The 21,944-nt window shown below is 53.9% G+C and carries 27 protein-coding genes and 3 pseudogenes; 15 read left to right on the plus strand and 15 right to left on the minus strand.

Features of this window, described 5'->3' with window-relative positions:
- Positions 1-242: 242 nt before the first annotated feature.
- A pseudogene (locus PMI32_RS30615) lies at positions 243-407 on the minus strand (site-specific integrase); the annotation flags it as partial.
- Between the two features lie 432 nt (positions 408-839).
- Here PMI32_RS30615 and PMI32_RS17115 point away from each other — a divergent pair.
- From PMI32_RS17115 to PMI32_RS17105, 3 genes are all read left to right on the plus strand, one after another.
- A complete protein-coding gene (locus PMI32_RS17115; RefSeq protein ID WP_008028375.1) occupies positions 840-1,049 on the plus strand; it encodes a hypothetical protein in 210 nt (69 codons plus the stop codon).
- 264 nt (positions 1,050-1,313) lie between these two features.
- Positions 1,314-1,907: a toll/interleukin-1 receptor domain-containing protein gene (locus PMI32_RS17110; RefSeq protein ID WP_008028378.1), complete on the plus strand. Its 594-nt coding sequence runs from the start codon at positions 1,314-1,316 to the stop codon at positions 1,905-1,907.
- A gap of 36 nt (positions 1,908-1,943) precedes the next feature.
- The gene (locus PMI32_RS17105; protein WP_008028379.1) at positions 1,944-2,678 is read left to right on the plus strand and encodes a S24 family peptidase; all 735 of its coding nucleotides are present in this window, start codon (positions 1,944-1,946) and stop codon (positions 2,676-2,678) included.
- A gap of 239 nt (positions 2,679-2,917) precedes the next feature.
- Here PMI32_RS17105 and PMI32_RS17100 read toward each other — a convergent pair whose 3' ends face one another.
- The gene (locus PMI32_RS17100) at positions 2,918-3,355 is read right to left on the minus strand and encodes a hypothetical protein (RefSeq protein WP_008028381.1); all 438 of its coding nucleotides are present in this window, start codon (positions 3,353-3,355) and stop codon (positions 2,918-2,920) included.
- A 377-nt stretch (positions 3,356-3,732) separates the two neighbouring features.
- Between PMI32_RS17100 and PMI32_RS17095 the strand changes: the two genes are divergently transcribed.
- From PMI32_RS17095 to PMI32_RS30275, 4 genes are all read left to right on the plus strand, one after another.
- On the plus strand, positions 3,733-3,942 hold the full coding sequence (locus PMI32_RS17095; protein ID WP_008028385.1) for a hypothetical protein: 210 nt from the start codon (positions 3,733-3,735) through the stop codon (positions 3,940-3,942).
- Between the two features lie 296 nt (positions 3,943-4,238).
- Entirely contained in the window at positions 4,239-5,117 is an 879-nt protein-coding gene (locus tag PMI32_RS17090; protein WP_008028386.1) for a hypothetical protein, read from the plus strand.
- A gap of 218 nt (positions 5,118-5,335) precedes the next feature.
- Positions 5,336-5,608 carry a hypothetical protein gene (locus tag PMI32_RS17085; protein ID WP_008028388.1) on the plus strand — a complete coding sequence of 91 codons (273 nt, stop codon included), beginning with the start codon at positions 5,336-5,338 and terminating at the stop codon, positions 5,606-5,608.
- A gap of 372 nt (positions 5,609-5,980) precedes the next feature.
- Positions 5,981-6,763, plus strand: a complete 783-nt coding sequence (locus tag PMI32_RS30275) for a hypothetical protein (RefSeq protein WP_157214359.1) — start codon at positions 5,981-5,983, stop codon at positions 6,761-6,763.
- Between the two features lie 189 nt (positions 6,764-6,952).
- Here PMI32_RS30275 and PMI32_RS17080 read toward each other — a convergent pair whose 3' ends face one another.
- The 4 genes from PMI32_RS17080 to PMI32_RS17065 form a co-directional block, all read right to left on the minus strand.
- A complete protein-coding gene (locus PMI32_RS17080; protein ID WP_157214360.1) occupies positions 6,953-7,825 on the minus strand; it encodes a hypothetical protein in 873 nt (290 codons plus the stop codon).
- 311 nt (positions 7,826-8,136) lie between these two features.
- Positions 8,137-8,451 (minus strand): hypothetical protein, encoded by a 315-nt coding sequence (locus PMI32_RS17075; protein WP_008028393.1) that lies wholly within the window; start codon positions 8,449-8,451, stop codon positions 8,137-8,139.
- Between the two features lie 281 nt (positions 8,452-8,732).
- Entirely contained in the window at positions 8,733-9,086 is a 354-nt protein-coding gene (locus PMI32_RS17070) for a lamin tail domain-containing protein (protein ID WP_008028394.1), read from the minus strand.
- 212 nt (positions 9,087-9,298) lie between these two features.
- Complete coding sequence (locus tag PMI32_RS17065) at positions 9,299-9,550, minus strand: hypothetical protein (protein ID WP_008028396.1); 252 nt, start codon at positions 9,548-9,550, stop codon at positions 9,299-9,301.
- A 170-nt stretch (positions 9,551-9,720) separates the two neighbouring features.
- Here PMI32_RS17065 and PMI32_RS17060 point away from each other — a divergent pair, with 170 nt between their 5' ends.
- From PMI32_RS17060 to PMI32_RS17045, 4 genes are all read left to right on the plus strand, one after another.
- Complete coding sequence (locus tag PMI32_RS17060) at positions 9,721-10,917, plus strand: S-type pyocin domain-containing protein (protein ID WP_008028398.1); 1,197 nt, start codon at positions 9,721-9,723, stop codon at positions 10,915-10,917.
- A 10-nt stretch (positions 10,918-10,927) separates the two neighbouring features.
- Positions 10,928-11,284 carry a DUF6572 domain-containing protein gene (locus PMI32_RS17055; protein WP_008028400.1) on the plus strand — a complete coding sequence of 119 codons (357 nt, stop codon included), beginning with the start codon at positions 10,928-10,930 and terminating at the stop codon, positions 11,282-11,284.
- A gap of 300 nt (positions 11,285-11,584) precedes the next feature.
- On the plus strand, positions 11,585-11,800 hold the full coding sequence (locus PMI32_RS17050) for a hypothetical protein (protein ID WP_008028403.1): 216 nt from the start codon (positions 11,585-11,587) through the stop codon (positions 11,798-11,800).
- A 70-nt stretch (positions 11,801-11,870) separates the two neighbouring features.
- The gene (locus tag PMI32_RS17045; RefSeq protein ID WP_008028406.1) at positions 11,871-12,800 is read left to right on the plus strand and encodes a DUF6236 family protein; all 930 of its coding nucleotides are present in this window, start codon (positions 11,871-11,873) and stop codon (positions 12,798-12,800) included.
- Between the two features lie 124 nt (positions 12,801-12,924).
- On the opposite strand, the gene PMI32_RS17040 is transcribed toward PMI32_RS17045, so the two are convergent.
- The 6 genes and pseudogenes from PMI32_RS17040 to PMI32_RS30620 form a co-directional block, all read right to left on the minus strand.
- On the minus strand, positions 12,925-13,467 hold the full coding sequence (locus tag PMI32_RS17040) for a lysozyme (RefSeq protein WP_008028408.1): 543 nt from the start codon (positions 13,465-13,467) through the stop codon (positions 12,925-12,927).
- Positions 13,449-14,012: a glycoside hydrolase family 19 protein gene (locus PMI32_RS17035; protein ID WP_008028409.1), complete on the minus strand. Its 564-nt coding sequence runs from the start codon at positions 14,010-14,012 to the stop codon at positions 13,449-13,451. The genes PMI32_RS17040 and PMI32_RS17035 overlap by 19 nt, the downstream gene beginning before the upstream one ends.
- Positions 14,013-14,068: 56 nt before the next feature.
- Positions 14,069-15,115 carry a phage late control D family protein gene (locus tag PMI32_RS17030; RefSeq protein ID WP_008028412.1) on the minus strand — a complete coding sequence of 349 codons (1,047 nt, stop codon included), beginning with the start codon at positions 15,113-15,115 and terminating at the stop codon, positions 14,069-14,071.
- 94 nt (positions 15,116-15,209) lie between these two features.
- Positions 15,210-15,416 carry a tail protein X gene (locus tag PMI32_RS17025; RefSeq protein ID WP_008028415.1) on the minus strand — a complete coding sequence of 69 codons (207 nt, stop codon included), beginning with the start codon at positions 15,414-15,416 and terminating at the stop codon, positions 15,210-15,212.
- A pseudogene (locus tag PMI32_RS0128795) lies at positions 15,391-15,633 on the minus strand (phage tail protein); the annotation flags it as partial. The pseudogene PMI32_RS0128795 and the gene PMI32_RS17025, both read right to left, overlap by 26 nt.
- Positions 15,626-15,817 (minus strand): annotated as a pseudogene (locus tag PMI32_RS30620) (phage tail sheath family protein); the annotation flags it as partial. The pseudogenes PMI32_RS0128795 and PMI32_RS30620, both read right to left, overlap by 8 nt.
- Positions 15,818-15,847: 30 nt before the next feature.
- Here PMI32_RS30620 and PMI32_RS30280 point away from each other — a divergent pair.
- Both PMI32_RS30280 and PMI32_RS17020 read left to right on the plus strand, forming a co-directional pair.
- The gene (locus PMI32_RS30280) at positions 15,848-16,273 is read left to right on the plus strand and encodes a DNA cytosine methyltransferase (RefSeq protein WP_157214361.1); all 426 of its coding nucleotides are present in this window, start codon (positions 15,848-15,850) and stop codon (positions 16,271-16,273) included.
- Between the two features lie 6 nt (positions 16,274-16,279).
- Positions 16,280-16,555: a pyocin activator PrtN family protein gene (locus tag PMI32_RS17020; RefSeq protein ID WP_008028421.1), complete on the plus strand. Its 276-nt coding sequence runs from the start codon at positions 16,280-16,282 to the stop codon at positions 16,553-16,555.
- Position 16,556: 1 nt separating this feature from the next.
- On the opposite strand, the gene PMI32_RS17015 is transcribed toward PMI32_RS17020, so the two are convergent.
- Positions 16,557-17,681: a site-specific integrase gene (locus tag PMI32_RS17015; RefSeq protein ID WP_032828728.1), complete on the minus strand. Its 1,125-nt coding sequence runs from the start codon at positions 17,679-17,681 to the stop codon at positions 16,557-16,559.
- A 102-nt stretch (positions 17,682-17,783) separates the two neighbouring features.
- Between PMI32_RS17015 and dusA the strand changes: the two genes are divergently transcribed.
- Together dusA and tal are read left to right on the plus strand one after the other, a co-directional pair.
- Complete coding sequence (gene dusA, locus PMI32_RS17010; RefSeq protein WP_081501765.1) at positions 17,784-18,794, plus strand: tRNA dihydrouridine(20/20a) synthase DusA; 1,011 nt, start codon at positions 17,784-17,786, stop codon at positions 18,792-18,794.
- A 178-nt stretch (positions 18,795-18,972) separates the two neighbouring features.
- Positions 18,973-19,899, plus strand: coding sequence for a transaldolase (gene tal / locus PMI32_RS17005; RefSeq protein WP_008028427.1), 927 nt, complete (start codon positions 18,973-18,975; stop codon positions 19,897-19,899).
- 206 nt (positions 19,900-20,105) lie between these two features.
- Here the strand turns inward: tal and rssC are convergent, their stop codons facing one another.
- Entirely contained in the window at positions 20,106-20,588 is a 483-nt protein-coding gene (gene rssC / locus PMI32_RS17000) for an anti-sigma factor antagonist RssC (protein ID WP_007935262.1), read from the minus strand.
- Positions 20,588-21,769 (minus strand): two-component system response regulator RssB, encoded by a 1,182-nt coding sequence (rssB, locus tag PMI32_RS16995; RefSeq protein WP_032828718.1) that lies wholly within the window; start codon positions 21,767-21,769, stop codon positions 20,588-20,590. Before rssB ends, rssC begins: the two co-directional genes overlap by 1 nt.
- Positions 21,770-21,944: the final 175 nt, after the last annotated feature.

Genomic DNA, 21,944 nt, shown 5'->3' on the forward strand with positions numbered 1-21,944 from the left:
TCTCTACTTGGTTTTCATTGAAAAATCGCCGACATTTTTTCCAATGGTGCCCCACCGCACGGCCACGCTATACACACTAGTTGCTCCAGACCCGAGATACCTAATCCTTGCTCAGCAGAACAACCCGTCCAAGACCGCCGACCTCCCTGCATTGCATTCCTCCGAGGCGCTCCAGCCGGACTGGATGAACACCTGCTCCACCGAGTCGACCAGGAACTCACAAACCCGTAGGCGCGTCATCGTTGGGCGACCTGCTTGCGGTCGAAGGCTTGGCTTTCCTGATAAACTGCTTTCCCGTCCCGATTGATCCGTATCTGCGCCATTTAGGCCGTCGAGTTGTACTTGCGCTTGCGTGATGTGATCGTGCCCATTTCCAGTTGGTACATTGCCGAATTCGGTTGATACATTGTAGCAACCGAGTTTGGAAAACAAGGAAAAATGGGTAAAAACCGCTGTATAAAAGATCAGTATCAATGAATTTCGAAAAACCTGAAGCGCCTGTAAACACTAGCCCTGCCCGTCCTGAGCCGTCTCGTCGCTTCAGTGTGGCGCCCATGATGGACTGGACTTACTTACCGCCACACGCCATAAAATAAAGGCCCACATGGCGGCCAAAAAATCTCCGTACCAATTTCGTACCAACTATATTCCTCCATAATTAAATTCTGTCTCCTCTCGCCGCCCATGTAGCAAATTTTAAGCAACCTCTTCCGGCTCCAATCCCGAGCACTGTCGCTACTGTCAATTACCTTTGTGCATTGGCGCCCAACCTCCATGAATCCATCCGTCTCACGAAGCTTTCAAGCTGCTACGATTTTCTTTTCACGGAGGAACCACGCATGCCGAATTCAGATCTACTCCCCTCTCTGCTCTTCAAGATCAACGAAAACCAGCTGGCTCTCGAAGCTGCCATCATGGAACTGTCCAACTGGGTCGAGCAACGAGGCGCCGCCGAGGTGGCGGACAACGTGCGCGGAGCCCTAGACACCATTGACAAGAACGAGGAGCTCATCAAACTGACGCTTGCGGTGCTGATGTCGCCCGAGTGAAATCTTACAGGCAGGCCAAAAGCAGTCGGTCGCGATAGGTTGGTAGAGCCGGTATTGTGAGCGGCTTCCTCTGAGGTTAGCCTTGCGCAAGCCTGAAGATCGCCAGATAAAGGAACTGTAGGAATGGTGCATTTAATCCACGTATTCACTTCGCCCCCTACTCCAGAGCAGTTCGCTGGTCTCAATACGTTATGTCTTACACCAATTGAGTATTTAAATGCGCCCATTGGTGTCTATTTATAGTTTCGTGTTAGCGAGAATCAAATGCAAATCTTCATAAGTCACAACAAGAAGCAGAAGTCTCAGGCACGTCTTCTCGCGATGGCTCTTGTCGAGCACGGAGAAAGCGTGTGGTTCGACGAGTGGACGATTCGCCCTGGCGAATCGTTGACTGGGAGCATCGAAGATGGCTTGAGCATCACAGACGTGTTCGTTCTCCTTTGGTCAAAGGAAGCAGCAGCATCTAACTGGGTTGGAACAGAGCTTAGGGCCTATATCAGGCGCCGAGTTGATGACGAAAGCTTACGAATAATCCCCATCATGATGGACGACACGCCACTTCCAACATTGGTGGCTGATTACCGAGGGTTTACTTCAAGATCAAGTAAATCTCTTGGGAAAATTGCAGCCCAGATATGTGGAGATCCTTCTGAAGCCGCGTTAGTTAGAAGGCTAAAAGAGCGAATAAATGAACTAACCTTTGACAATCAGACAACGGGCGACCCTCTACCCTTTAAGCGCTGCCCAGAATGCGGAGAGGATAAATTTGAAAGACGTAGTCTGACCGATAATCGGCGAGATGAAGTTTACTACGTAATAACCTGCAAAGAATGTAAATGGTCAGAGTGGACTCAATAGCGCAAGAGTGCGCTTAGCCGCAAATGGAGAACATTCATGTCATGGATTCATGTTGCGTGGCCTTATATTGATTCTTTCTTACGAATAACGCCCGGCATCATCTTACTACCGCTTACCCTATTTCTGGGATGGAAAAAAATAGGACACAAAGTCCAAATTTCTTATAGCACTTTACACGAAAGATTAACGGCGACGCGCCTGAGCGATATCGTAATTACAAACCTCAAAGACAAACCCTTAACCGTGCACGAAATTTATGCAGTTGTAGACCGGCACGTTATTTTGTCCGTTCATAAACCTCATCCACCACTAGTCATAAAAGGCTTAGAAAGCCTTGCAGTAAATACAGACCCTGTATCCAACTACTACCTGAATGAAGAGCAGTATGAGCTAAACCCTTATTCAGCGAAGCTATTTGAAATCTATATCTCCACTCACAACGGAATTATTAAGTGCAAAACCGCAAATCCGCCATCACTGGAATACCATAAGAAATTTGAAGGCTATGCAGTTGCCGCTAGAAACACACAAAATTTCAATGGGATAATTTATAACGAAAACGCAGCATATGCCATAATTTACAAATACGAGGGAGTTACAAAAACAGCCATAGTAGACATCGGCGGCCTTATACTAACAAATTGGCCATTTCTACCGAATGCTCTAAGTTCACGCGATATTAAATCAGAACAATCAGTGAAGGCTGCGCTAATGTCTTCGGAAATACAATACCTGATAAAGGAGTCTGAGCTGCACGTCCATAAATTATAATCGTGTCTGCTCGACGAGGCGTCATATGAGGATGAGATTCGAGGGGTAAATCAATAATAGTCAGCAAAAGAATAGGGATTCGAACCCCTTCCAGCATCCTTGTAGACCGCTTAAGGCCAGAAATTACGGTACTTTTGCATTCACTTCATGGCGTCCTGCGGTTCATGGCGGCCTTGAATCTGCCCTAATTTTGCCCTAAACCATTCAACACCGCCGCTGCTATGCTTGATCGAGCGAGTCTAACCTTTGAAGCGTAGCAGGAAGTCGTAAAGGTCACGTTCCGGACTCATGCCCTTCATGGAAACGAGCATCAACACTCCAATCATTCGAGCTTCTGATATCGTGATTTCTGCATCACCGAATACGCGTCTTACGACTGGTAAGGCATGCTCGAACCAACCATTGAGCAGATATATAGGATCTTCCCTCATAGAGCGTGCATCAAGCTCTTTCTTTTCCTGGGCAGTGATAGCACCAAATTCTGCTGCTAGGTGGAAAGTCTGGAGAATCAGTGCACGCGCCATGCCGAGGTTTTCGGGCATTTGACTATTGGAATACAGGGCGACCCAGTTGGGAAAGTGCATACGTGAAAGCTTGTTGAATTTGTCAGTCTTGGATTTCACTATGACAAAAAAAATAACAAGTCCAGCGACTACTGCCCCGATCAGAAACTCCATTAAAATTTTACCTTCTCAGTCCGTCGATACGTGAATAAGTGCTGCATGATGTCCATTGGCGTCATAGCCAGCTACAGAGCGTGCTGTTTCAGACGTTTGTAGACCTTCCACCGGATGCACATCATACGTTGCTTGGGTACTGACGGACAATGTGGTGGATGGGACGCAGGTTGATCAGCTTTCTACTTTCTAGGTGCCGACTGCCACTAGCCGGAGTCAGCTTCCCAAGCTGATAACGAGGGTTCGATTCCCTTCACCCGCTCCACTATTTTCAAGGCCTCCAGCCTCCCCCGCGTCAACTAGGTGTCTGTTGAGGTGTCTGTTTCTGGTTTTCCCAGACTCCACTGCTAGGCTGAAACCTCCATTGAGGATTCACGATGCCAAACTCAGACCTGCTCCCTTCCCTGCTCTACAAGATCAACGAAAACCAACTGGCCCTTGAAGCCGCCATCCTCGAACTGTCTAACTGGGTCGAGCAACGAGGCGCCGCCGAAGTGGCGAACAACGTGCGCGGCGCCCTGGACACCATCGACAAGAACGAGGAGTTCATCAAACTGACGCTTGCGGTGCTGATGTCGCCCGAGTGAAATCTTAGAGGCAGCTATCAGCCAAAAGTGGAAAGCTCCCACAAGGATCAGTAGGCTCACCATGAGGTATCGATCTCCAGAAAAGCGGTACCTATTGCAGCGAACCCGAATTGGCCATAACCTATCGTTGGTTTTGGAAGCCCCAGCCTCCCCCATCGCACGCCTGTGCACGGTAAATGCTTTCCTCCTCCGCTACGGAGGGCGCGACACACTCATGCTAGGCCCTAAATCAACTCGATCTAGTGTCTGTAAGAGGGGGAACCAGATGCACATGGGTCGATTATCTGGTGCCTCGTATGTCCGCGCTATCTTCAAGCGATGTAAAACTGCTGTCGCAGATCCTCCACTCCACATCAAAAGCTCTGGGCCGTCTCAGCAAACTCGCGGCTCAGCGTGAAATGCTCAGTAGGCTGCTCGGCTTCAACGACTGGAATGGGGCATGCGCAATCTTGCCCAACCACACGCCCGACAATACCCATGTTGGCATTGCCTTGCTCGAAGTGCCGTCCGCGCCACCGAAGACGTTCATAACCACCGGTATTGATGCTCCATGGCGGCTGCCGGATAAGGTGCGCAATCACCTGACCAAGCATTCCTTGAACCCAGCAGGCTTCTCCGTGCCCAGTTGCTCGAGGCCTGACCCGGAAGGTGATCCGAAACTACGGTACTGGAGTTTTACGGACGCGCTGACACCGGGAAGCAGCACGGAGCACAAAGTGCCATTTGGTCCGCACGCGCCCGATTACAGCCGCCTGGATCACACCCCCACTGTGATGACATTTGCCAATGCACAGGGCCGCGTCGACTTCACGCTCACAGTCTGGTGCATCACCCTGCACCCTGGCACCGGCACGGCGACGAACTTTACCGGCGCGATGTCACTGCCGCTCTCCTACACATTCATTGAATCAATCACTGGCTGCGCACCTGATCTTCGCCAGGCCTATTGCTTGGTCAACAGCCGGCAAGGCGGATTTGCCAACGCGATCGTTAGGTGCAATGAGATGGGTAGCGAGCTAGAACTCGTCAAGCATCTTCCCCACATGACGGAAGACGAGGCTTGGGCACAACTGGCGCCGTACAACAACGTACTAGGCCTATCTCTTCTGGATATAGCAGACATCACCAACGCATGCTTTAGTGCGGACAATGATGATATCGGGGATACCTGGTAACGGTCGTTGCGTACTTGCACCGGTCTGCCGAGCCTGTTGCGTCCATATTGACCACCTGTTACATCTGACTTGGACGGTCCCAGCCAATGGTGACCGTCAGGTACCGGCCAAAAGCAGACCTTGGACACGCTGCTAATGCGCCAGTATTGTGCACGTTGTCGCTACGACAGATGTGTCGTCTACTTATAGTTAGGCCATTCAATTTTTAAGGAAAAAATATGCGAATCGCTATCCCTACAGTTGCTCTCCTCGCGTTGTTCGGCTGCGCGACGAACTCTGGCATCGTTGACCTTGGCGGAGGCAACTACGTATATGAAAAGGAGGATGCGATGGCCTATAACGGTAGCGCTGTGAAGGTAGAGATACTAAAAGAGTCTGCTGCTTTTTGTAAAAAACAAGGTAAGGAGCTTTACGTACAAAGCTCCACTGCTAAACCATATGCCCCCTACTCATCATATGCTGGTGCCGAAGTTCAATTCAGTTGTAAATAAACTGTTTGCATTGCCTAACAAACGTTACAAGCGGGGCGTGTGCACCGGGTCGCCAAGGGATCGATGCAGGCCCTTGGCGATTCGGGTAGGGGGAGGGGACTATCTATAAAGGGTCGAATGCGGCACGACCGTCTTTGAGGGGCATGCCTAAGGATTCGAACCCCTTCTCAAATCTCTAAGGACCGCTCCAGGCTGGAAAAAACGGCCATTTTACAATCTTCAAAAGGTGCGCTGCGGCCTATGGAGGCCTAGAATTTGCCCTTAATTCTGCCCTAACCATTCAAGCTCAGATGCGTTCAGCTTAACTGAAGCGAGGTGCCCATAGGCCACGAATGACGACGTCTTAAAACCAATATAGCGAACTGCATACACATGGACTACTTAGAAAACTCAACAGCCAAGCTTAACCGAGCCATTAAACATTTAAATGAGTTCATACACGAAGCAGATGCTTTCCTCGCAACCAGTCCTTTTGGAATACGCGTAGAAAACTATGAAGACAATGGCGCAAAGTGCATTAGATTTTCCTACAACGTTCATCAAGATCCACCAAAGGCCCTTGGAGTCATCGCTGGCGACTGCATACATAACCTGCGCTCCATTTTAGATAACATCATATGGAGCCTTGGGAAAATCTATCTGTCAACTGATCAAAAAGCAAAACCAGACAGATTGTATTTTCCAGTTCTCAAAACCGAAGAAGAATACAAAAGAAAAATCGAGACACCCGAGCTAATCGCCATAAAACAATTTCCACAATCTGCGCAAGACTTGATAGAAAGACTCCAACCTTATAATGGAACCTTGCCCGCCCACCGTATATCTGTACTTCACGCGTTGTGGAATGCAGATAAACATAGGTCTCCTAATATAGTAGGGGGTGTAGGTGGAGGCGTGAGTCAGAGCTACAACCTTCAACAGCCAGCCAGCTTGAGTGCTGGCGTATACATTCAGCATGGCAGAGAGTTTGGATATGGCGCTCTTCCAGAAAATGGTATTCCACAAGGAGCAAAAATAGAAGTACTAGACATGCACTTGTTATTTGAAGAGGATGGCCCAGCTTCTAGATTTGTAGTTAGCGGACTACTAAGCGAGCTCATAGAAATAGTTCGCGACGAAGTAATATACAAACTTGCGCCACTTTTTTACAGGTAACAGCGGACATTGCCGAGCACTATCCTTAGTTTGCCGACCACACCCAAAGAACGCGCCGAACAAATTGTACTGTTCCAGGGCGAGTCGACTGAGGCGTCTGAGTTGTTCAAGGTAGACCACCGTTTTTGGCTGACTGTGGCCCGCAGCGACCTGTAACAGCCCTTAGAACGCCCGAAATATTAACGCAACCTATTTCCGTTTTTTCGCTCCCACGAAGGCATTGAAGTCTTCGTACGAAATAGGCACCTTATCGTGGAAGAATCTCCTCGACGCCTGCCTGTAGAAGTTCTGAGGAGTTTTCAAATATTTTTTGGCTCGAGCTCGCTCAAATCTAACCAGCTCACGACTTTGGTAACCGGCTTTAGCAACTCGACTGCTCACAATCGCTTCAACGAGGTCGCTCCGGCCTACCGCATTGAAGTTATTTATCATATATGATGCCAAATTCTGATAGAACCATTTACCACAGTGAAAAAAATTCAGCCTATCGTCGAGCGAACGAAGCCCCGCTTCAAGATCCCCTGAACTCATCGTAGCCTTATACAACCCGATTAATACTTCCTGAAGTTGACCTGCAAGTATTTCATCCTGCGCCGCTATAACAAAATTGAAAGGACAGGGTGATGCGAAATTAACAAACTTGGAGATTTCAAATCCGAAGCATGCGGCAAGAACGACGCCGACGTTGTTTCTTGTCGCCACGTTTATTTCGTTTATGTAGCGTACTAATTCGTCCCAGCCAATGTACTCATCGCTCGCATGAATATAGATGCCTTTGCTTGGATCCCCGTGACATTCGAAGTGAAGAACTGGATAGAGTACTCCCGACCGACATTCGTTTAGTACTGTCTTCAACGCAGCGACCATCATCTGCTTGCTTTTAACAGGGTAATAGGTGCAATACCCACGTCGTTCAATCTGATTGCTGAAATCTAATAGATCCTCATGCAGACGCCGCCCAGTTTGCAATTCTGTCTTTGCAAGCGCGTCAAAAATAATCACGCCGTTGTTCCTGCACACGGAGGTGTATGTCAGCTCGTGCATGATTTCATAACTGCTCAAAGAGGGTGACTCCTACTATGCCTGTAGCTAGTGCGCTGATCCATACGCCAATTGTGCTGGAGTATTTCGCTCGTTAAGCCCAAACCCCTGTGTTTATGTGGGCTCAACGCATATCACCACGGCATGCATAAACGCATGATTGGCATTGAATGGCATGGATTGGCGTACGGTTTGCCCCATTTTTGCCCCACCCCCGAGCACCGCCCTTCACTTATTTATGATCACGCTAGATAACCCAAGGCATGGGCATTCCCTATGGGTCGGTGCAACAGGGGAAAAGCTTCAAGACGGTACGTTAACGTATCAGCCGCTTATGCCGGCGCCACGCTGGACGGCCCGCCCAATTTGACCGCCGTATTAACGAAAGCCTCTACCTCGCGGTGATCTATGGCCTGAACCCTGGCATTGGCCAGGAGGTTGAGCCAGACAGCCAGGCGGGTGGCGCAGGAGGGGATTTTCTGCGCGACGGCATTCACGTGCTCGAACAGCACACGCTCGAGATCCTCCAGAGGTAGCCGCTGCTGTTCCGGGCGCAAGGCGGCGGCGATATCGGAGGTTAGCGCGGCCACGTCGAGGGGCAATTCGGCGAGGCGCTGCCGGTAGGTCAGGGTTTGCGGCAGGGACATGGGCACTTCCTGGGGTTGGGTAGACGGAATGAGCCTTGGATCACTTAGGCGCTATCTGGTTGTACCAATTTAGTCTGATCAGGTCACCTGACAGGCACAAAAACCGCTGCAACTGGCCTTGGTATGGGATGGAATTTACCTTTAGGCTAGCGGGTCACCAATAGTCCCCGGCGTCGGCCGACCGGCCCTATCCCATGTCCGCCTCAGCCAACCTGCCCAGGTTGCCCAGGTTGCCTTCAATACGTAAATGCCACCCCCGAAGGGGTGACAATTAAGAGACATCACCTGACTTTTAGGGTTTTCCAAGTCTGGAGCCTTAACAACGTCGCCGCGTCCCCGGTGTCGTTCCACACGGCTGATTTCAGGTTCCAATAAAGAGTATGCCTACGACCTGAAGTTGCGGTAGACCAAGAGTTTTTCCCTACCTTGGTCCGCAGAACAATCTCATCCCCGGCTTTTACTTCCTTTTTTGGAAACCAAAATACGTGTCTATTTTTATCTGTGATCTTCTCACCGTCGTACGTCGTGTCGATGAGCGCGTAGTAGGACAACTCGCAATCAACACTTACCTTCAGTAGCACGTATTCCTCATCGGCCTTACCGTGGCCATGGACGCTTAGAACCGCGATATCCATCTCTAACTCCTGTTGCTTGCTGTTAAGGATCACCAACCGCAAGCCAAAAGATAGCATTTTGGAATCACCCGAGTGAATTGTTCATAGCCGCAGGTGTCGTTGGGACCCGTATCGACCTCCGCTTCCCAAGCTGATAACGAGGGTTCGATTCCCTTCACCCGCTCCACTATTTTCAAGGCCTCCAGCCTTACCCGCTTCAACTAGGTGTCTGTTCAGGTGTCTGTTTGTGTTTTTCTAAGACGCCGACCGAATAGAAACAGACACCAGCGCTTCGACGAGCCCCCCTCTCCGCAACAATCCTGAACATCGGCCAGCCACATCAGAACTGCCTTATCAAAGCCGAGGGCTCCCAGGTCATGATCACTCCCTTCGCCATTCACCCCTGCCCGGCCCGCAATGATGATTGCAATCAGCCAGAAGCCAATTTTCGTAACGATGGCAGCAGGTGCGCAAAATGCCACCATTCAAACCCTCATGCTAGTGCGGTTACCATCCGCTCTCTGCAATGACATGGAACAGGAAAATCAGCACTGCTAACAGGAATTGTCCTACTGCCAGCGCTTGTGCTTCCCGGTAACGTCATTCTGCCCCAGCCTCAGGCCGGGAACCTCCAAGGACGAACAAGGGACGCTGCATGAGCGGTTATGTACCAAACCCGCCGAAAGGCTATCGCAACAGCGGCGTAGAACCTGTTGATACTCACGCTCAGCACTGGGCGGAATACAAAGACTTTGCACCGAAGCCAGAAGACAAGCCTGACACAATGGGCTGTGTGTTCGCCAAGAGCTGTAACCTCCCTGATGGCGTAATCAATCACAAGAACCCAGCCGGATTTGTGCCTGTTGAGAAACTGGCCGACTACGGACTGTGGGCTGTGCTTGGCACCGGGGCAGCGATTACCGCCGAAGGCACTCCACTGCAACTGGTGGGCGGGTCTGCTACTGGCAGTGCAATTGCTCAACGTCTCGGCGGATCACTGTCACTGGGTCTACTGGAAGGATCAGGCGTTGTTGCTGCAGGCTTTGTAACGGGCATCGTTGGAATGCTGATACCGAACACCAGCATTTCACCCGACAGCGCTTTCTACACGAACGACCAGTACGCAACACTTGAAACTGGCCGCACCCGTGTGCGGGTCAACGTGAAGACATTGCCGGACGGCTCCGTCAACGCTTACGGCTTCTACACGGGCGGTAAAGCGGAATGGGAAAATGTCCCCGTCATCAAGGGCGAGAAAGTCGGCGAGACATATGTCGCTGACATCGGCAACGGGATTGGGCTCACTTGGACCCCAGCGGAAAGTCCTGACGGTGTGCTGGGTATTCCTGCCCTGGAAGGCGCCCCACAATTGCCCCCCGTGTGGGTGTATCCGCCGACAGCACAATCTGACACGGTGCTGGCGAATCCCGCGCATCCCCCTGAGTTCCAAGATGCAATTATCTGGTTCCCTGACTCGGGTATTGAGCCAATCTACATTGTGCTTAGCACACAGTTGGAGAACAACAAGAAACAGGGCAAGGCCTTTGAAGACGATTCTTATGGCGAGTACAGCAAAACCAAGCCCGAAGCCGCCCGCGAGGTTACGGTTAAAACCGACAGCGGTGTTAAGACCCGGATTGATATGATGGGCCGGGACACTGACGGCGAGATTTCATGCGTTGAATGCAAGTCATCTGAAACCGCACCACTGACCAAGAATCAGAAAGCAGCCTTCCCTGAAATTGAGAAAACTGGTGCAACCATCGTAGGTAAAGGGAAACCCGGTTTCCCCGGTGGCACCAAGATACCGCCCACCAGAGTCGAAATCCTTCGACCTGATCCACCCCTCTGAGGGAGCAGACATGTCCATCGTAGAAACGAAAGTCGTCGATATTATTGCCGTACCAGAGTGGGAGCCCAAAAACGTAATTCTGGTTATTACCGACCACCTCAAATGGGGCGACAAAGCCCAACAGGGTGAGCACCTGCTGTTGCTGCAAGAGAAAATCAATACCTACATTGCCTTCATAGAAAGCGGCGAGATATTGGAAAGCTACCCGCCATCCAGAGGCAAGCTGCCCATAATCCGCATTAACGGCCTGTACGAACTGCCAGAGCAAGCCGAGTTCTTCGTTGACCGCGTTGCACAGACGCTAAAGGAAGTGGGAATCGGTTTTGAGTTCGTGCTCAAAGCAAACGAAGACATTCGCAACATGTGATCAGCAATATAGCCAGTACCGAGCCCCTTTTCTGCATACTGCAGAGCATGCGGCCGGTCCCTGCCATCGTGCAGGGTCCGCAGTTAGAAGAACGGTCGCCGTCACGACCTGATATAGATAGGGATTCGAACCCCTTCTCGCATCCTTGTAGTCCGCTTAAGGCCAGTAATTACAGTGTTTTCGTCTTTTGCTCATGGCGTCCTCCGGCCCATGGCGGCCCCGGGCTTGCCCTAATTTTGCCCTAAACCTATTCATCACCGCCGCTGCTATGCTTGGGGTTCTCGAAAAGGAGTCGACCCCATGCCAGGTGATAACTCACTACCAGATGTGCTGGAAAGGATTTACCACAGTCAGCTCGCCCTAGAGGTGCCCAAACACAAGGGTGGCTTCCCTATGTTCAAGGATTACTCAAAGCACCTGCCGTGCGACGAATCGTCGATGCTGCTACAGCGCTGGATGCTGGGCTGGCGCAATTGCAACGGGTCCGCTGATTTATTATTTGCAATCAACTCGTGAGCAAGCGTCGAAAATCATCAAGACAATTTAATCCAGAAAAAATTATCAACCTCATATACAAGGACTCACCATGGGCGAGGCAAAGTACAGAAAAGCGAACGACCCACACTACGGAAAACAGGCGGAGTCAAAATATAAAAACAAGATTTCCACAGTAAAAGGGCTGATACTTTCTCACCCATTCACGCTCGACGGAGATTCAATAACCGCAGGCACTTTTGACACCCAAGACCTACGCTTTGCACTTACATACTGGGATCGGCTTGCATGGACACAAAATAATATTATCGGGACACCAATACCAGCAGACATTGAATATCTTCAAACCTGCGGAGTATTGTCCCTTCCGAAAATAAATTTTAACGGCGCTGTCACCGACATCGGCGGCTTTTTGCTCGAAGCGCGAGAGCTGACACTGATGATGTATGAGCAGGAAGACGAAGGAGCATGGTCAATCCATGAAGGTGCAAACGCTATTACGCGGGTGGGTGACGACTATGTCCAAACAGGCACTGTAATACAGCTTTTGAACGCTGTACCGATCCCGGGAAAAGAAGTACCGCTCGCGGAAATCCTCGAATTCAAAGCTAGAAGAAGGGACGAACTACTAGCATTTAGAGATCACTTTGAGAAGCTATTTGGAGGAATAAGCTCTGCCGACTTCATGGAAAGTGAACTAAAAAAAACCTTAATAGAAATTGATAAAAGCTGTGCCAACCTTATCAAAACAACCCGCGAATGGCAATTCCCCGTAAAACTCTCCAGCACTAAAGCAACTTTAAATTTTGATCTTAAAAATGCAGTAGCCACAGCAGCAAGCACGTACAAACTTCTTAGCACGGAACTTGGTCTAAGCCAAACAACTTCAGCAATATCAGCCGCCGGTGCGGCCGTTGTAAGCCAGATCAAACTCTCCTCTGAGTTAGGCTTTCAAAAAATCAATAGACCACGTTCCCCCTACAAATACGCCTACCTCGTCGAGAGAGATCTTTGTTCGTGACTGCTCCGACCAAGGTCGACTGGCTAGGCTCGCCGCGCTTCGTGCACGGAGTAAGAGCCTTGGCTGGACTTGCAGGGACGGCGGCCGGGATGGATGTTGACGCATCCACTCCGGTCGCTCTTTTTCACTTTGGCGTTGAGACTTCTTTGGCATAGGCCTGGCAGGCCGCCAAGGCGATCAATCCTTGATCGCCGGCGTCGGTGATGCCGATAATTCGTTGAGCATGCGCTGGGTCAAGTTGGGCTCTTGTGGGGCCATGAACCACGCCGCCGGTGGCGGTGGTGGCTGACACTGCGCTGCCGCTGGCTGACTCGGTGGCGTCGAGTAGGACTGACAGGCGCAGATCAGCAGTGGCAAGACGGTCGCGCAGGCGACCTTGATCACGTTGGGCATCGCTCAGGGCTCGGTAATGGGTTTGTTCGCTGGCTGACAGTCGCTGCTCGAGCGCCAGGCGTTTGTCTTGTTCGGCACGTTGCCGGGCGGCTGCGGCCAATGTCAGTTCATTGAGGGTTTCCGCCTGAAGGCGGGCTTGTTGTTCCAGCTGCTGACCGTAGCGCCAGTCTTGAACCTGCCAGGTGATCGCGGCGGAACCACCGAGCAGCACAACCAACAACACACCCATCGCAAGCAGCCGATACGGGGCCGGGATCAGATCGACGAGACGCATAGCACTGCCCTCGCCCGCTCCCACAGCTGCAACCGCTCCGCCAGACCATTCAGTCCCCCGTTGATCCGGCGGGTGATGCTATTGAACTGGTCACGGTCGGCCAGTTCGTTGAGGCCGTTTTGCGCCCAGAACCAGGCGGCGGATTCGGCGGCCCATTGCGGCAGCTCGAGCAGCTCAGGGGTGCGCAACAAGCGCTCGTCATCGAACAGGGCCAGGCTGCATAGACGATAGTTGTTACGGCCGGTGATCTGGATCAGGCCGCGACCGCGATAGCGCTGGCCATCACCATCGGCCTCCGGGGTATTGCCCAGCCGAGTGGCCAGGGTGCCGGTGTCATACTTGCTCAGGTACTGATCGCCACCCAGTTCCCGAACGTATTGCAGTTGTCCGGACTCGTGGCCGACCTGGGCCAGGAATGCCGCCTGGCGTTTAGGCGTATTGATTTGCCGGTGGGCCATAGCGGCGTTGAGTGCAGAAACAAAAACGCCCGCTTGGCGGCGGGCGTTGAGCATGATGTGTTGCAGCTGTTGCTCTGTGATGGACATACAAACTCCAGACATAAAAAAACCGCTCGCGGCGGGTTAATGGGGACGCAAAAGCATTAGCCGAGATTGACGACCTTGACCGGCTTCACCTCCTTCTTTTTCTTGCCCTTGGCTTTGGCTTTACCCTTGTTGCCACCGTTGCACTCGACCGTGGTCGACCACCCGGCTTGGGTGTAAACCTGCTCGACCGAGTCCGCCAGATACTCGCCATCAAGCCCAACCTTGAAGCCTTGAGCATTGATCGGTCGTTCGGCAAACAGATCCGTGCGGCCAGGCATTTCGAAACGCACCCCGGCCCCGGAGCGGTTGAACGCCGCCAAGCGCGCCTTGGCCGCGGACTCAGCAGCGGTCTTGTTTGGGTGAATGTGCCGATCGGTGTGCACCGACGGCAGGCCCGCCGGCGCGTCGTCGTTGTCCAGGGAGACCACCGCCAGCTTGCCGCCCTTCTTGTCTTGGTGCTTGGTGGCCACCTTGCCGTGCGTGTTGCGATCGCCAAGGCGAAACTGCCAGCGGCTGACGTCCTTGCGGGTGATGGTGATCGCGCCAAATTCCTTGCCGCTTGCGCTTTGCCCGCCCTGACGCGGCATCACCAACAGCTTGCCGTCCGCGACCTTGGCCGTGCAGTCGTATTGCTTAGCCAGGCGCGTGATGAAATTGAAATCGGATTCGCTGAGCTGGTCCGCCCGGGCGACCTTGGTGGCCACCGGACAGCCCGGCTCCCAGCCGTTGCGCGCGGCGATATCGCTGACGATTTTCGACAGCGGCACCTCTTCCCAGCTTCCACTGCGAATGGTCTTGCCACTACCACGCATGTCGCTGGCCTTGCCCTTGATCACGATCGTGTCCGGTGGACCCGAGACCTCGACTTCGTCGACCACATAAGGGCCCTGCCTCGCCAAACTGGTTTCGAGATAGCCCAGATAGATTTCGACCCCGCCTCCGCGCCGAGGCAGCGCAACCCGCCCGTCACGGTCATCAATGCGCAACTCGAACTCGTCCGAGTCCATGCCGGGCTTGTCGGTGGTTCTGAGCTGGATCAACCGATCATTGATCAGGCCGGTGATATCGACGCCATCGGCCACGATGCGAAACATGGGGGTCATATTTTTTTCCAAAAGAAAACCCGCACGGGGCGGGCTTGGGGAAAGGTGCGTTACGCGTAACGCGATCAATCGCCGACAGCGACTCCGGAAAGGGTCAATCCCACAGCGTGACCGCCTCGATGACCGGGGTCGGCAGATCCGGCAACACAATGAGCAAGCCGCTACGAAACGGCTGCTCTTCCTCGGCCAGCCCCTGATTGGCATCAAGCACCGCCTCGACGCTGCCGTTGAGGTGGCCATAGAAGTTATGGCAAATGGTGTCGAGCAAGTCCCCGTCAGACGTTCTGCATGTCGTCGCCATAACGCGTGAACTCCAAGGTGAACTCTTGTTTACGCGGAATCCCGCCTTGCATCAGCGCGCTTTGATCCTCGTCGACGCTCTCCAGGCACCAGGTGCCCAGCACGTCGCCATAGCCCGTGGTCAGCGTCAGCGGCTGAAGCTGGCCGCCGATCGAGCGCAACGTGTCGAGCTGCTTCAGCCCGCCCTTGAAGCCCGGGAAAATCTGCCCCTTGGGCGTTGTGCTTGCTCTTGCCGTCCAGCAGCGCCTGCAATCCAGTACGCTGGCCCGAAGCCAAAACGCCACCGATGATGGCGGAGGTTTGCAGCGCGGGATCTTCCAGCTTGGGCACGCCGATCGCGACGATCACCGCCTTGGCCCGCACATAGATCGCAGCAGCCGCTTTGGCGATCGCCGAAGAGGACTTGCCTTGGTCCTCGGTGAGCTTGCCGAAATGGGGTATGACGCGCAGTGGTGCATTGTTTCAGCATCCGACGTTGGAGCGCCCCACAAGCGGGACAGAACCTGGCTTGTGGCCTACTCCAACGAGATCGGACGGAGCAGGCGGCACTGGGAATCAAGGACGAAAAGGAGGGTTAAACCTGAGGACTGCAGTCGCACGGACTTGGCCGACGCCGGTAGCGAGTATGGCGAAAGGGTCGTCGCAGGCCGCTCTGACCCGCAAGTCCGGTGCCGACCGATCGAACGATCGATTGGACCACGCGGTAATGGCTTCAGACGGTGGCCAGTTGAACCCGGAATGGGTCGAGTGGCTCATGGGGTGGCCTATCGGGTGGACCGAATTAAAGCCCTTGGCAATGGACAAGTTCCACTTGTGGCAGCAACAGCATTCGAGAAGCTATCAAGACCTAATTGGTGAGGCAGCATGAAAACTTTGTTTTTGCTTATGGCCCAATATGATGGGCAAACAATCATTCCACTAAGCCAAGTTTGCAAAGACTATTTTACCCACCTCACTACTGACATGCTTCAGCGCAAAGTAATGGCCGGCCAGATCCGGATTCCCATAACTAGACTTGAGCCAAGCCAGAAAAGTGCTAAGGGAATCCACATTACGGACTTGGCGGCCTACTTAGACATACAACGGGAGGCTGCGGTAAAAGAATGTAACCAGCTCAACGGACTCCGCCGAGCCAGCTAACTTACTGCTTGCCCCAGGCGCCCAGCTTCACGGGCGCCTGAATGATCTTCTCTAACCACGGCCATTCGGCATAGTGGTCACCTCGCCCGCGCAGATGGGTGTATCTACGCAATGAATTCCAATCCCGATGCCCGGAAACACTGGCCACTCGAGGGATATCCCAGTCCATTTCAAATAACCGGCTCACGCCGTCGTGCCGCAGATCGTGGAAGTGCAGATCTTCAATCATTAGAAACTTGCACGCCTTTGCCCATGCAGTGGCGATCGATGACGAGTTGTAGGGGAAAATCTCGGCACGCTCCTTTGGCATGCTTTTCAGAATGCGCCAGGCTTCATCCGGGAGGTGACACCAAACATCGTTGCCAATCTTCTGGCCTGGGTTCTTCATGTCCCGCACCATCACCCGCTGACGCTCTTCATCGACGTCCTCCCAAAGCATTCGGCCGATCTCGTCTTGCCTACGCGTGGAGAACAACGCGAAGCCGGTGACTTTGAGCATGTTGATCGAACTGGGGCGACGCTGCTGAATACCCACAAAGTGCTCCAGCACCTTATCCAACTCGTCCTTGGTCGGTCGCCGATCCCGCTCGCGGCTTTTCATGTTGTAACCCAGCTTTCTCAACACCTTTCGAGCGTCTGCCATCGCGTGGATATCGACCTCATACCCCCAAGCTGGCCGTGCAATCGAGAGGACGGCCCCAAGGTGCGCCAGATCGTTGCCGGCCGTCTGCGGCTGGACACCGCCGCCCTCTTTGCTCATACGCCAGAGTGCAAAATCCACCAATCGCTGACTGTTGATGGCGGAATCAATGGTCTGGCCAAACTCCGTCGCCGCGATAGCATTTAGAGTGGCTTCCTTGGTTTTACCCAGCGGCCGGACTTTCTCCATTTCATCCAGGTACTGCTTGATCATGTCCTGTACGGTGACGCCCTTGCGGTTCGCTCGCTCAATCGCACCAGGCTGATCTAGCTCTGCCTCACGTCGCCGCACCCACGCTTGTGCCGCCTGTTTCCGGGCGAAGGTCTGGCTCTCTTGGTAGACTTGCGCTCCATCGCGAAACAGGCGTATCTGTGCCGTGTAACTGACTGAGCCATCGGTGCGTTTTCGTGCTCTGATCGTTGCCATAGTCGACTGGTACAATTCCGAAAGTGATTGGTACATTGTACCAGCGCCATCGAAAAAACGCCTGAAAACGCCTAAAAACACGCTATAAATACGTTGAGCCAAATGGTACCAAACACCCACTCCAGCCCAGTAAACTCAAGCCCTGCGCTATCTCGGCGGTTTTCCGTTGCGCCTATGATGGATTGGACTGACAGGCATTGCAGGTTCTTCCTGCGCCTGCTCTCCAGGCACGCCCTCCTCTACACCGAAATGGTCACCACCGGCGCGCTGCTCAACGGTGATCACGATCGTTTCCTGCGTCACAACGAAGCCGAACACCCCCTCGCCCTGCAACTCGGCGGCAGTGTTCCGCTGGACCTGGCTGCTTGCGCCCGCATGGCGCAGGAGCACGGTTATGACGAGGTGAACCTGAATGTCGGCTGCCCGAGTGATCGGGTGCAGAACAATATGATCGGCGCGGTGCTGATGGGGCATCCGCAGTTGGTGGCTGATTGTGTGAAGGCGATGCGTGATGCGGTGTCGATTCCGGTGACGGTGAAGCACCGGATCGGGATCAACGGACGGGACAGTTACGAAGAGCTGTGTGATTTCGTCGGCACGGTTCGCGACGCCGGGTGCACGAGTTTTACGGTGCATGCGCGGATTGCGATTCTGGAGGGGTTGTCGCCGAAGGAGAACCGCGACATTCCGCCCCTGCGTTATGACGTGGCGGCGCGGTTGAAGGCGGATTTTCCGGAGCTGGAGATTATTCTCAACGGCGGGATCAAGACGCTGGAGGCCTGTCACGAGCATTTGCAGACCTTTGACGGCGTGATGCTCGGTCGTGAGGCGTATCACAATCCTTATGTGATGGCTGAGGTGGATCAGCAACTGTTCGGCAGCACGGCGCCGGTGATCACTCGGGCGCAAGCGCTGGCGCAGTTGCGGCCTTATATCGCGGCGCATATTGATGCAGGCGGTTCGATGCACCACATCACCCGTCATGTGCTGGGGCTGGGCACCGGGTTTCCGGGGGCGCGCAAGTTTCGGCAGTTATTGTCGGTGGATATTCATAAGGCCAAGGAGCCTCTGGCGTTGCTGGATCAGGCGGCGGAGTTGCTTGAAGGGCGTTAACGGTCACCCGCGTTGAACCTGCGCCCGGATTTGGCATCGTATTTACGGACACCGCGCCCCGCCTTTCAAACATCCGTTTTCCAGATGTTACCGCCGGGGCCTTCGATACGTACATGTGCCCTTGAGTGGCTGTCAGCGCTCGGGTAATGTCATTAGACCCATAGGACAGAGCACGCCCATGACTTCCAAGCTGGAACAACTCAAACAGATGACCACCGTGGTTGCCGACACCGGCGACTTCGAAGCGATCGCTCGCGTTAAACCGGTGGACGCTACCACCAACCCTTCCCTGCTGCTCAAAGCCGCGGCCATTCCCGGCTATGCCGAGTTGTTGAACGCTTGTGTCAGCGACTGCAAGGGCGATGTGGGCCTGGCCAGCGACCGTTTTGGCGTCGCGGTAGGGCAAGAGATCCTGAAAGTGATTCCGGGCCGTATTTCCACTGAAGTGGACGCGCGCCTGTCGTTCGACACTGACGCCGTATTGAAGCGTGCGCACCGTCTGATCGAGCTGTATGAAAAGGCCGGCATCGGCCGCGACCGCGTGCTGATCAAGATCGCTTCCACCTGGGAAGGTATCCGCGCCGCCGAAATCCTGGAAAAAGAAGGCATCCAGACCAACCTGACATTGCTGTTCTCGTTCGCCCAGGCGGCGGCGTGTGCCGATGCGGGTGTGTTCCTGATTTCGCCGTTCGTGGGCCGCATCTACGACTGGTACAAGAAGGCCAACGGCAACGACTACACCGGCGCGGATGATCCGGGCGTGCAGTCGGTGACGCGTATCTACAACTACTACAAGGCCAATGACTACAAGACCGTGGTCATGGGCGCGAGCTTCCGCAACCTGAATCAGATCGAGCAACTGGCCGGTTGCGACCGCCTGACCATCAGCCCGGACTTGATCGATAAACTGGCGGCGGACACTGGCAAGCTGGAGCGTAAATTGGCGCCGGGTCATACCGGTGAAGCGCGCTTGAGCCTGAATGAAGCGCAGTTCCGTTGGTTGTCCAACGAAGATGCGATGGCGACCGAGAAACTGGCAGAAGGGATTCGTCAGTTTGCCCGGGACCAGGAGAAGCTTGAGGCGCTGTTGCAGGCCAAGCTGTGATCTAGTTCAGCGCAATGCAAAAAGGGCGAACCTTGATGGGTTCGCCCTTTTTTGTGTGCGTTTGTTTGGTGCGGGTTTTGTGCTTGGGAATTTGGGGGATTTCAGGCCGCCATCGCCAGCAAGCTGGCTCCTACACGTGATCATTCAACTGTAGGAGCCGGCTTGCCGGCGATGGGGCCAAGTCCTGCCCCTACCCTTTCAAAGGATCAATGACGCTCCAACGCATTCACCAGATCATGAAACGCTTCACGATTCGAATCATTCAGCCCCATGAGGATCTTGTGCGCTTCCAGCACTTTGATCCGCACCACTTCTTCCGACTGGTCCTGGTCAGGCAAGTCGGTCAGGCACTCAGGGCACGGGATCGGGCGGTCAACGATGTTGAACACCTGCTCGAAGCCCATGGACTGCAACAGACGGGTGATGTCTTCGTGGGTGGTGACGACGGTCGGCAGCAGGCCGACTTTCTGCCGCGACAGGATCGACAGTTTAGCCAACAGGCCAAGGGTGGTGCTGTCGATGCTGCGGGTCTCGGTCAGGTCGATCACGATCGCGTTGAAGTTCAACGCCGTGAAGATCCGCTCAATAGTCGCATCCAACGCCGAACACAGGGTCAGGCGAACTTCACCGACGAACTTCAGGACGAAGGTGCCGTCCTGCTCGGCGAACTGGATTCTACCGGTACTCATTAAAGATTCCTGCTCAACACCAACAGGGCGATATCATCCGGCATCTCCCCTAGCGTGGCCAATCCAAAAACCTGCCGCAGCCCATCCAGGGTGCCGCCCGCTGCCTTGACCCGCTGGGGCAAAGCCGCTTCTTTTTCTTTGAGTGTAGGTTCTGGCAAAAGGTCCAGAATGCCATCGGACATCAGCGTCAGGCTGAACGTCGGCGGCAGCTCCAGCACGTGATCTTCGTAGGTGGCTTCATTGAAGAGGCCCACCGGCAGACCACGCCCTTCCAGATATCGAACACTGTCTGGCGTGTACAACACAGGCAACGGCAAATGACCACCGATGCTATAGGTCAACAAACCTGTCTCCTCGTCGATGACTCCACCGACCATTGTGACGTGTTTACCCAGCTTACAACTGATCAGGCCCCGGTTGATATGACCAAGGACCTCTGAAGGCTTGAATTCCGGCAATGTGCCGTTGCGCTTGGATTCGAACAGCAAGCGCGTGGTCATGAACTTCAGCAGCACCGTGACGAAGGCTGAAGAAGCGCCGTGACCGGAAACGTCCGCCAGGTAGAACGCTACCCGACGCTCGTCGACCCGAAAGTAGTCGACGAAATCACCCGACAGATACAAAGACGGGATGATCTGGTGTGCAAACTGGAACTCGTCGATGGTCCAGGGGCTGACCGGCAGCATGTTCATCTGCACCTGGCGACCGGCATTCTGGTCTTCTTGGAGCAGGTTCAGGCTGGCTTCGAGCTCGCGGTTGGCCTTTTCCAGCTTCTCACGGTAGCGCTGGTTTTCCAGCAGCAGACGCGCGCGATCCAGGGCCCGGCGCACAGAGTGCTCGAGCACGGCCAGATCTTCGAGAGGCTTGATCAGGTAATCCGCCGCGCCCAGGCGCAAGGCCTCGACCGCGTCGTTCATCACGCCGGCACCCGAAACCACAATCACTGGGGTTTGCGGTGACCGCTCGGTGACCTGGCGAATGAGTTCGAGTCCGCCCATCTGCGGCATGCGCAGATCGCAGATGACCAAGCCGGGCTTGTCTTGCTCGAATACCTGAAGACCCTGCTGGCCATTGCTGGCCTGCAAGACGCTGAAACCACTGTCTTCCAAATAGGCGGCGAGGCTCGCGCGCACTACTTCGTCATCATCGATTATCAGCAGCGTGGCACTGGTTTTTGGCATGTGGGCAAACGGCGCCAGAATTAGGTTGGCGTAGCAGGCTGGGCAATTGACCCCGCACACACTACTGGATTCGCTTTCTAGCCTCTCTGTTGCACCGCTTTCGGGCATCGACCCTACTGACAGGCACACCAGAGGTGCCCTTCTAAGGCGCAGACGGTACTCCCATCCGCGGGGC

It is taken from the genome of Pseudomonas sp. GM60 (assembly GCF_000282415.1).
In the GTDB taxonomy this organism is placed as follows: Bacteria; Pseudomonadota; Gammaproteobacteria; order Pseudomonadales; family Pseudomonadaceae; genus Aquipseudomonas; species Aquipseudomonas migulae.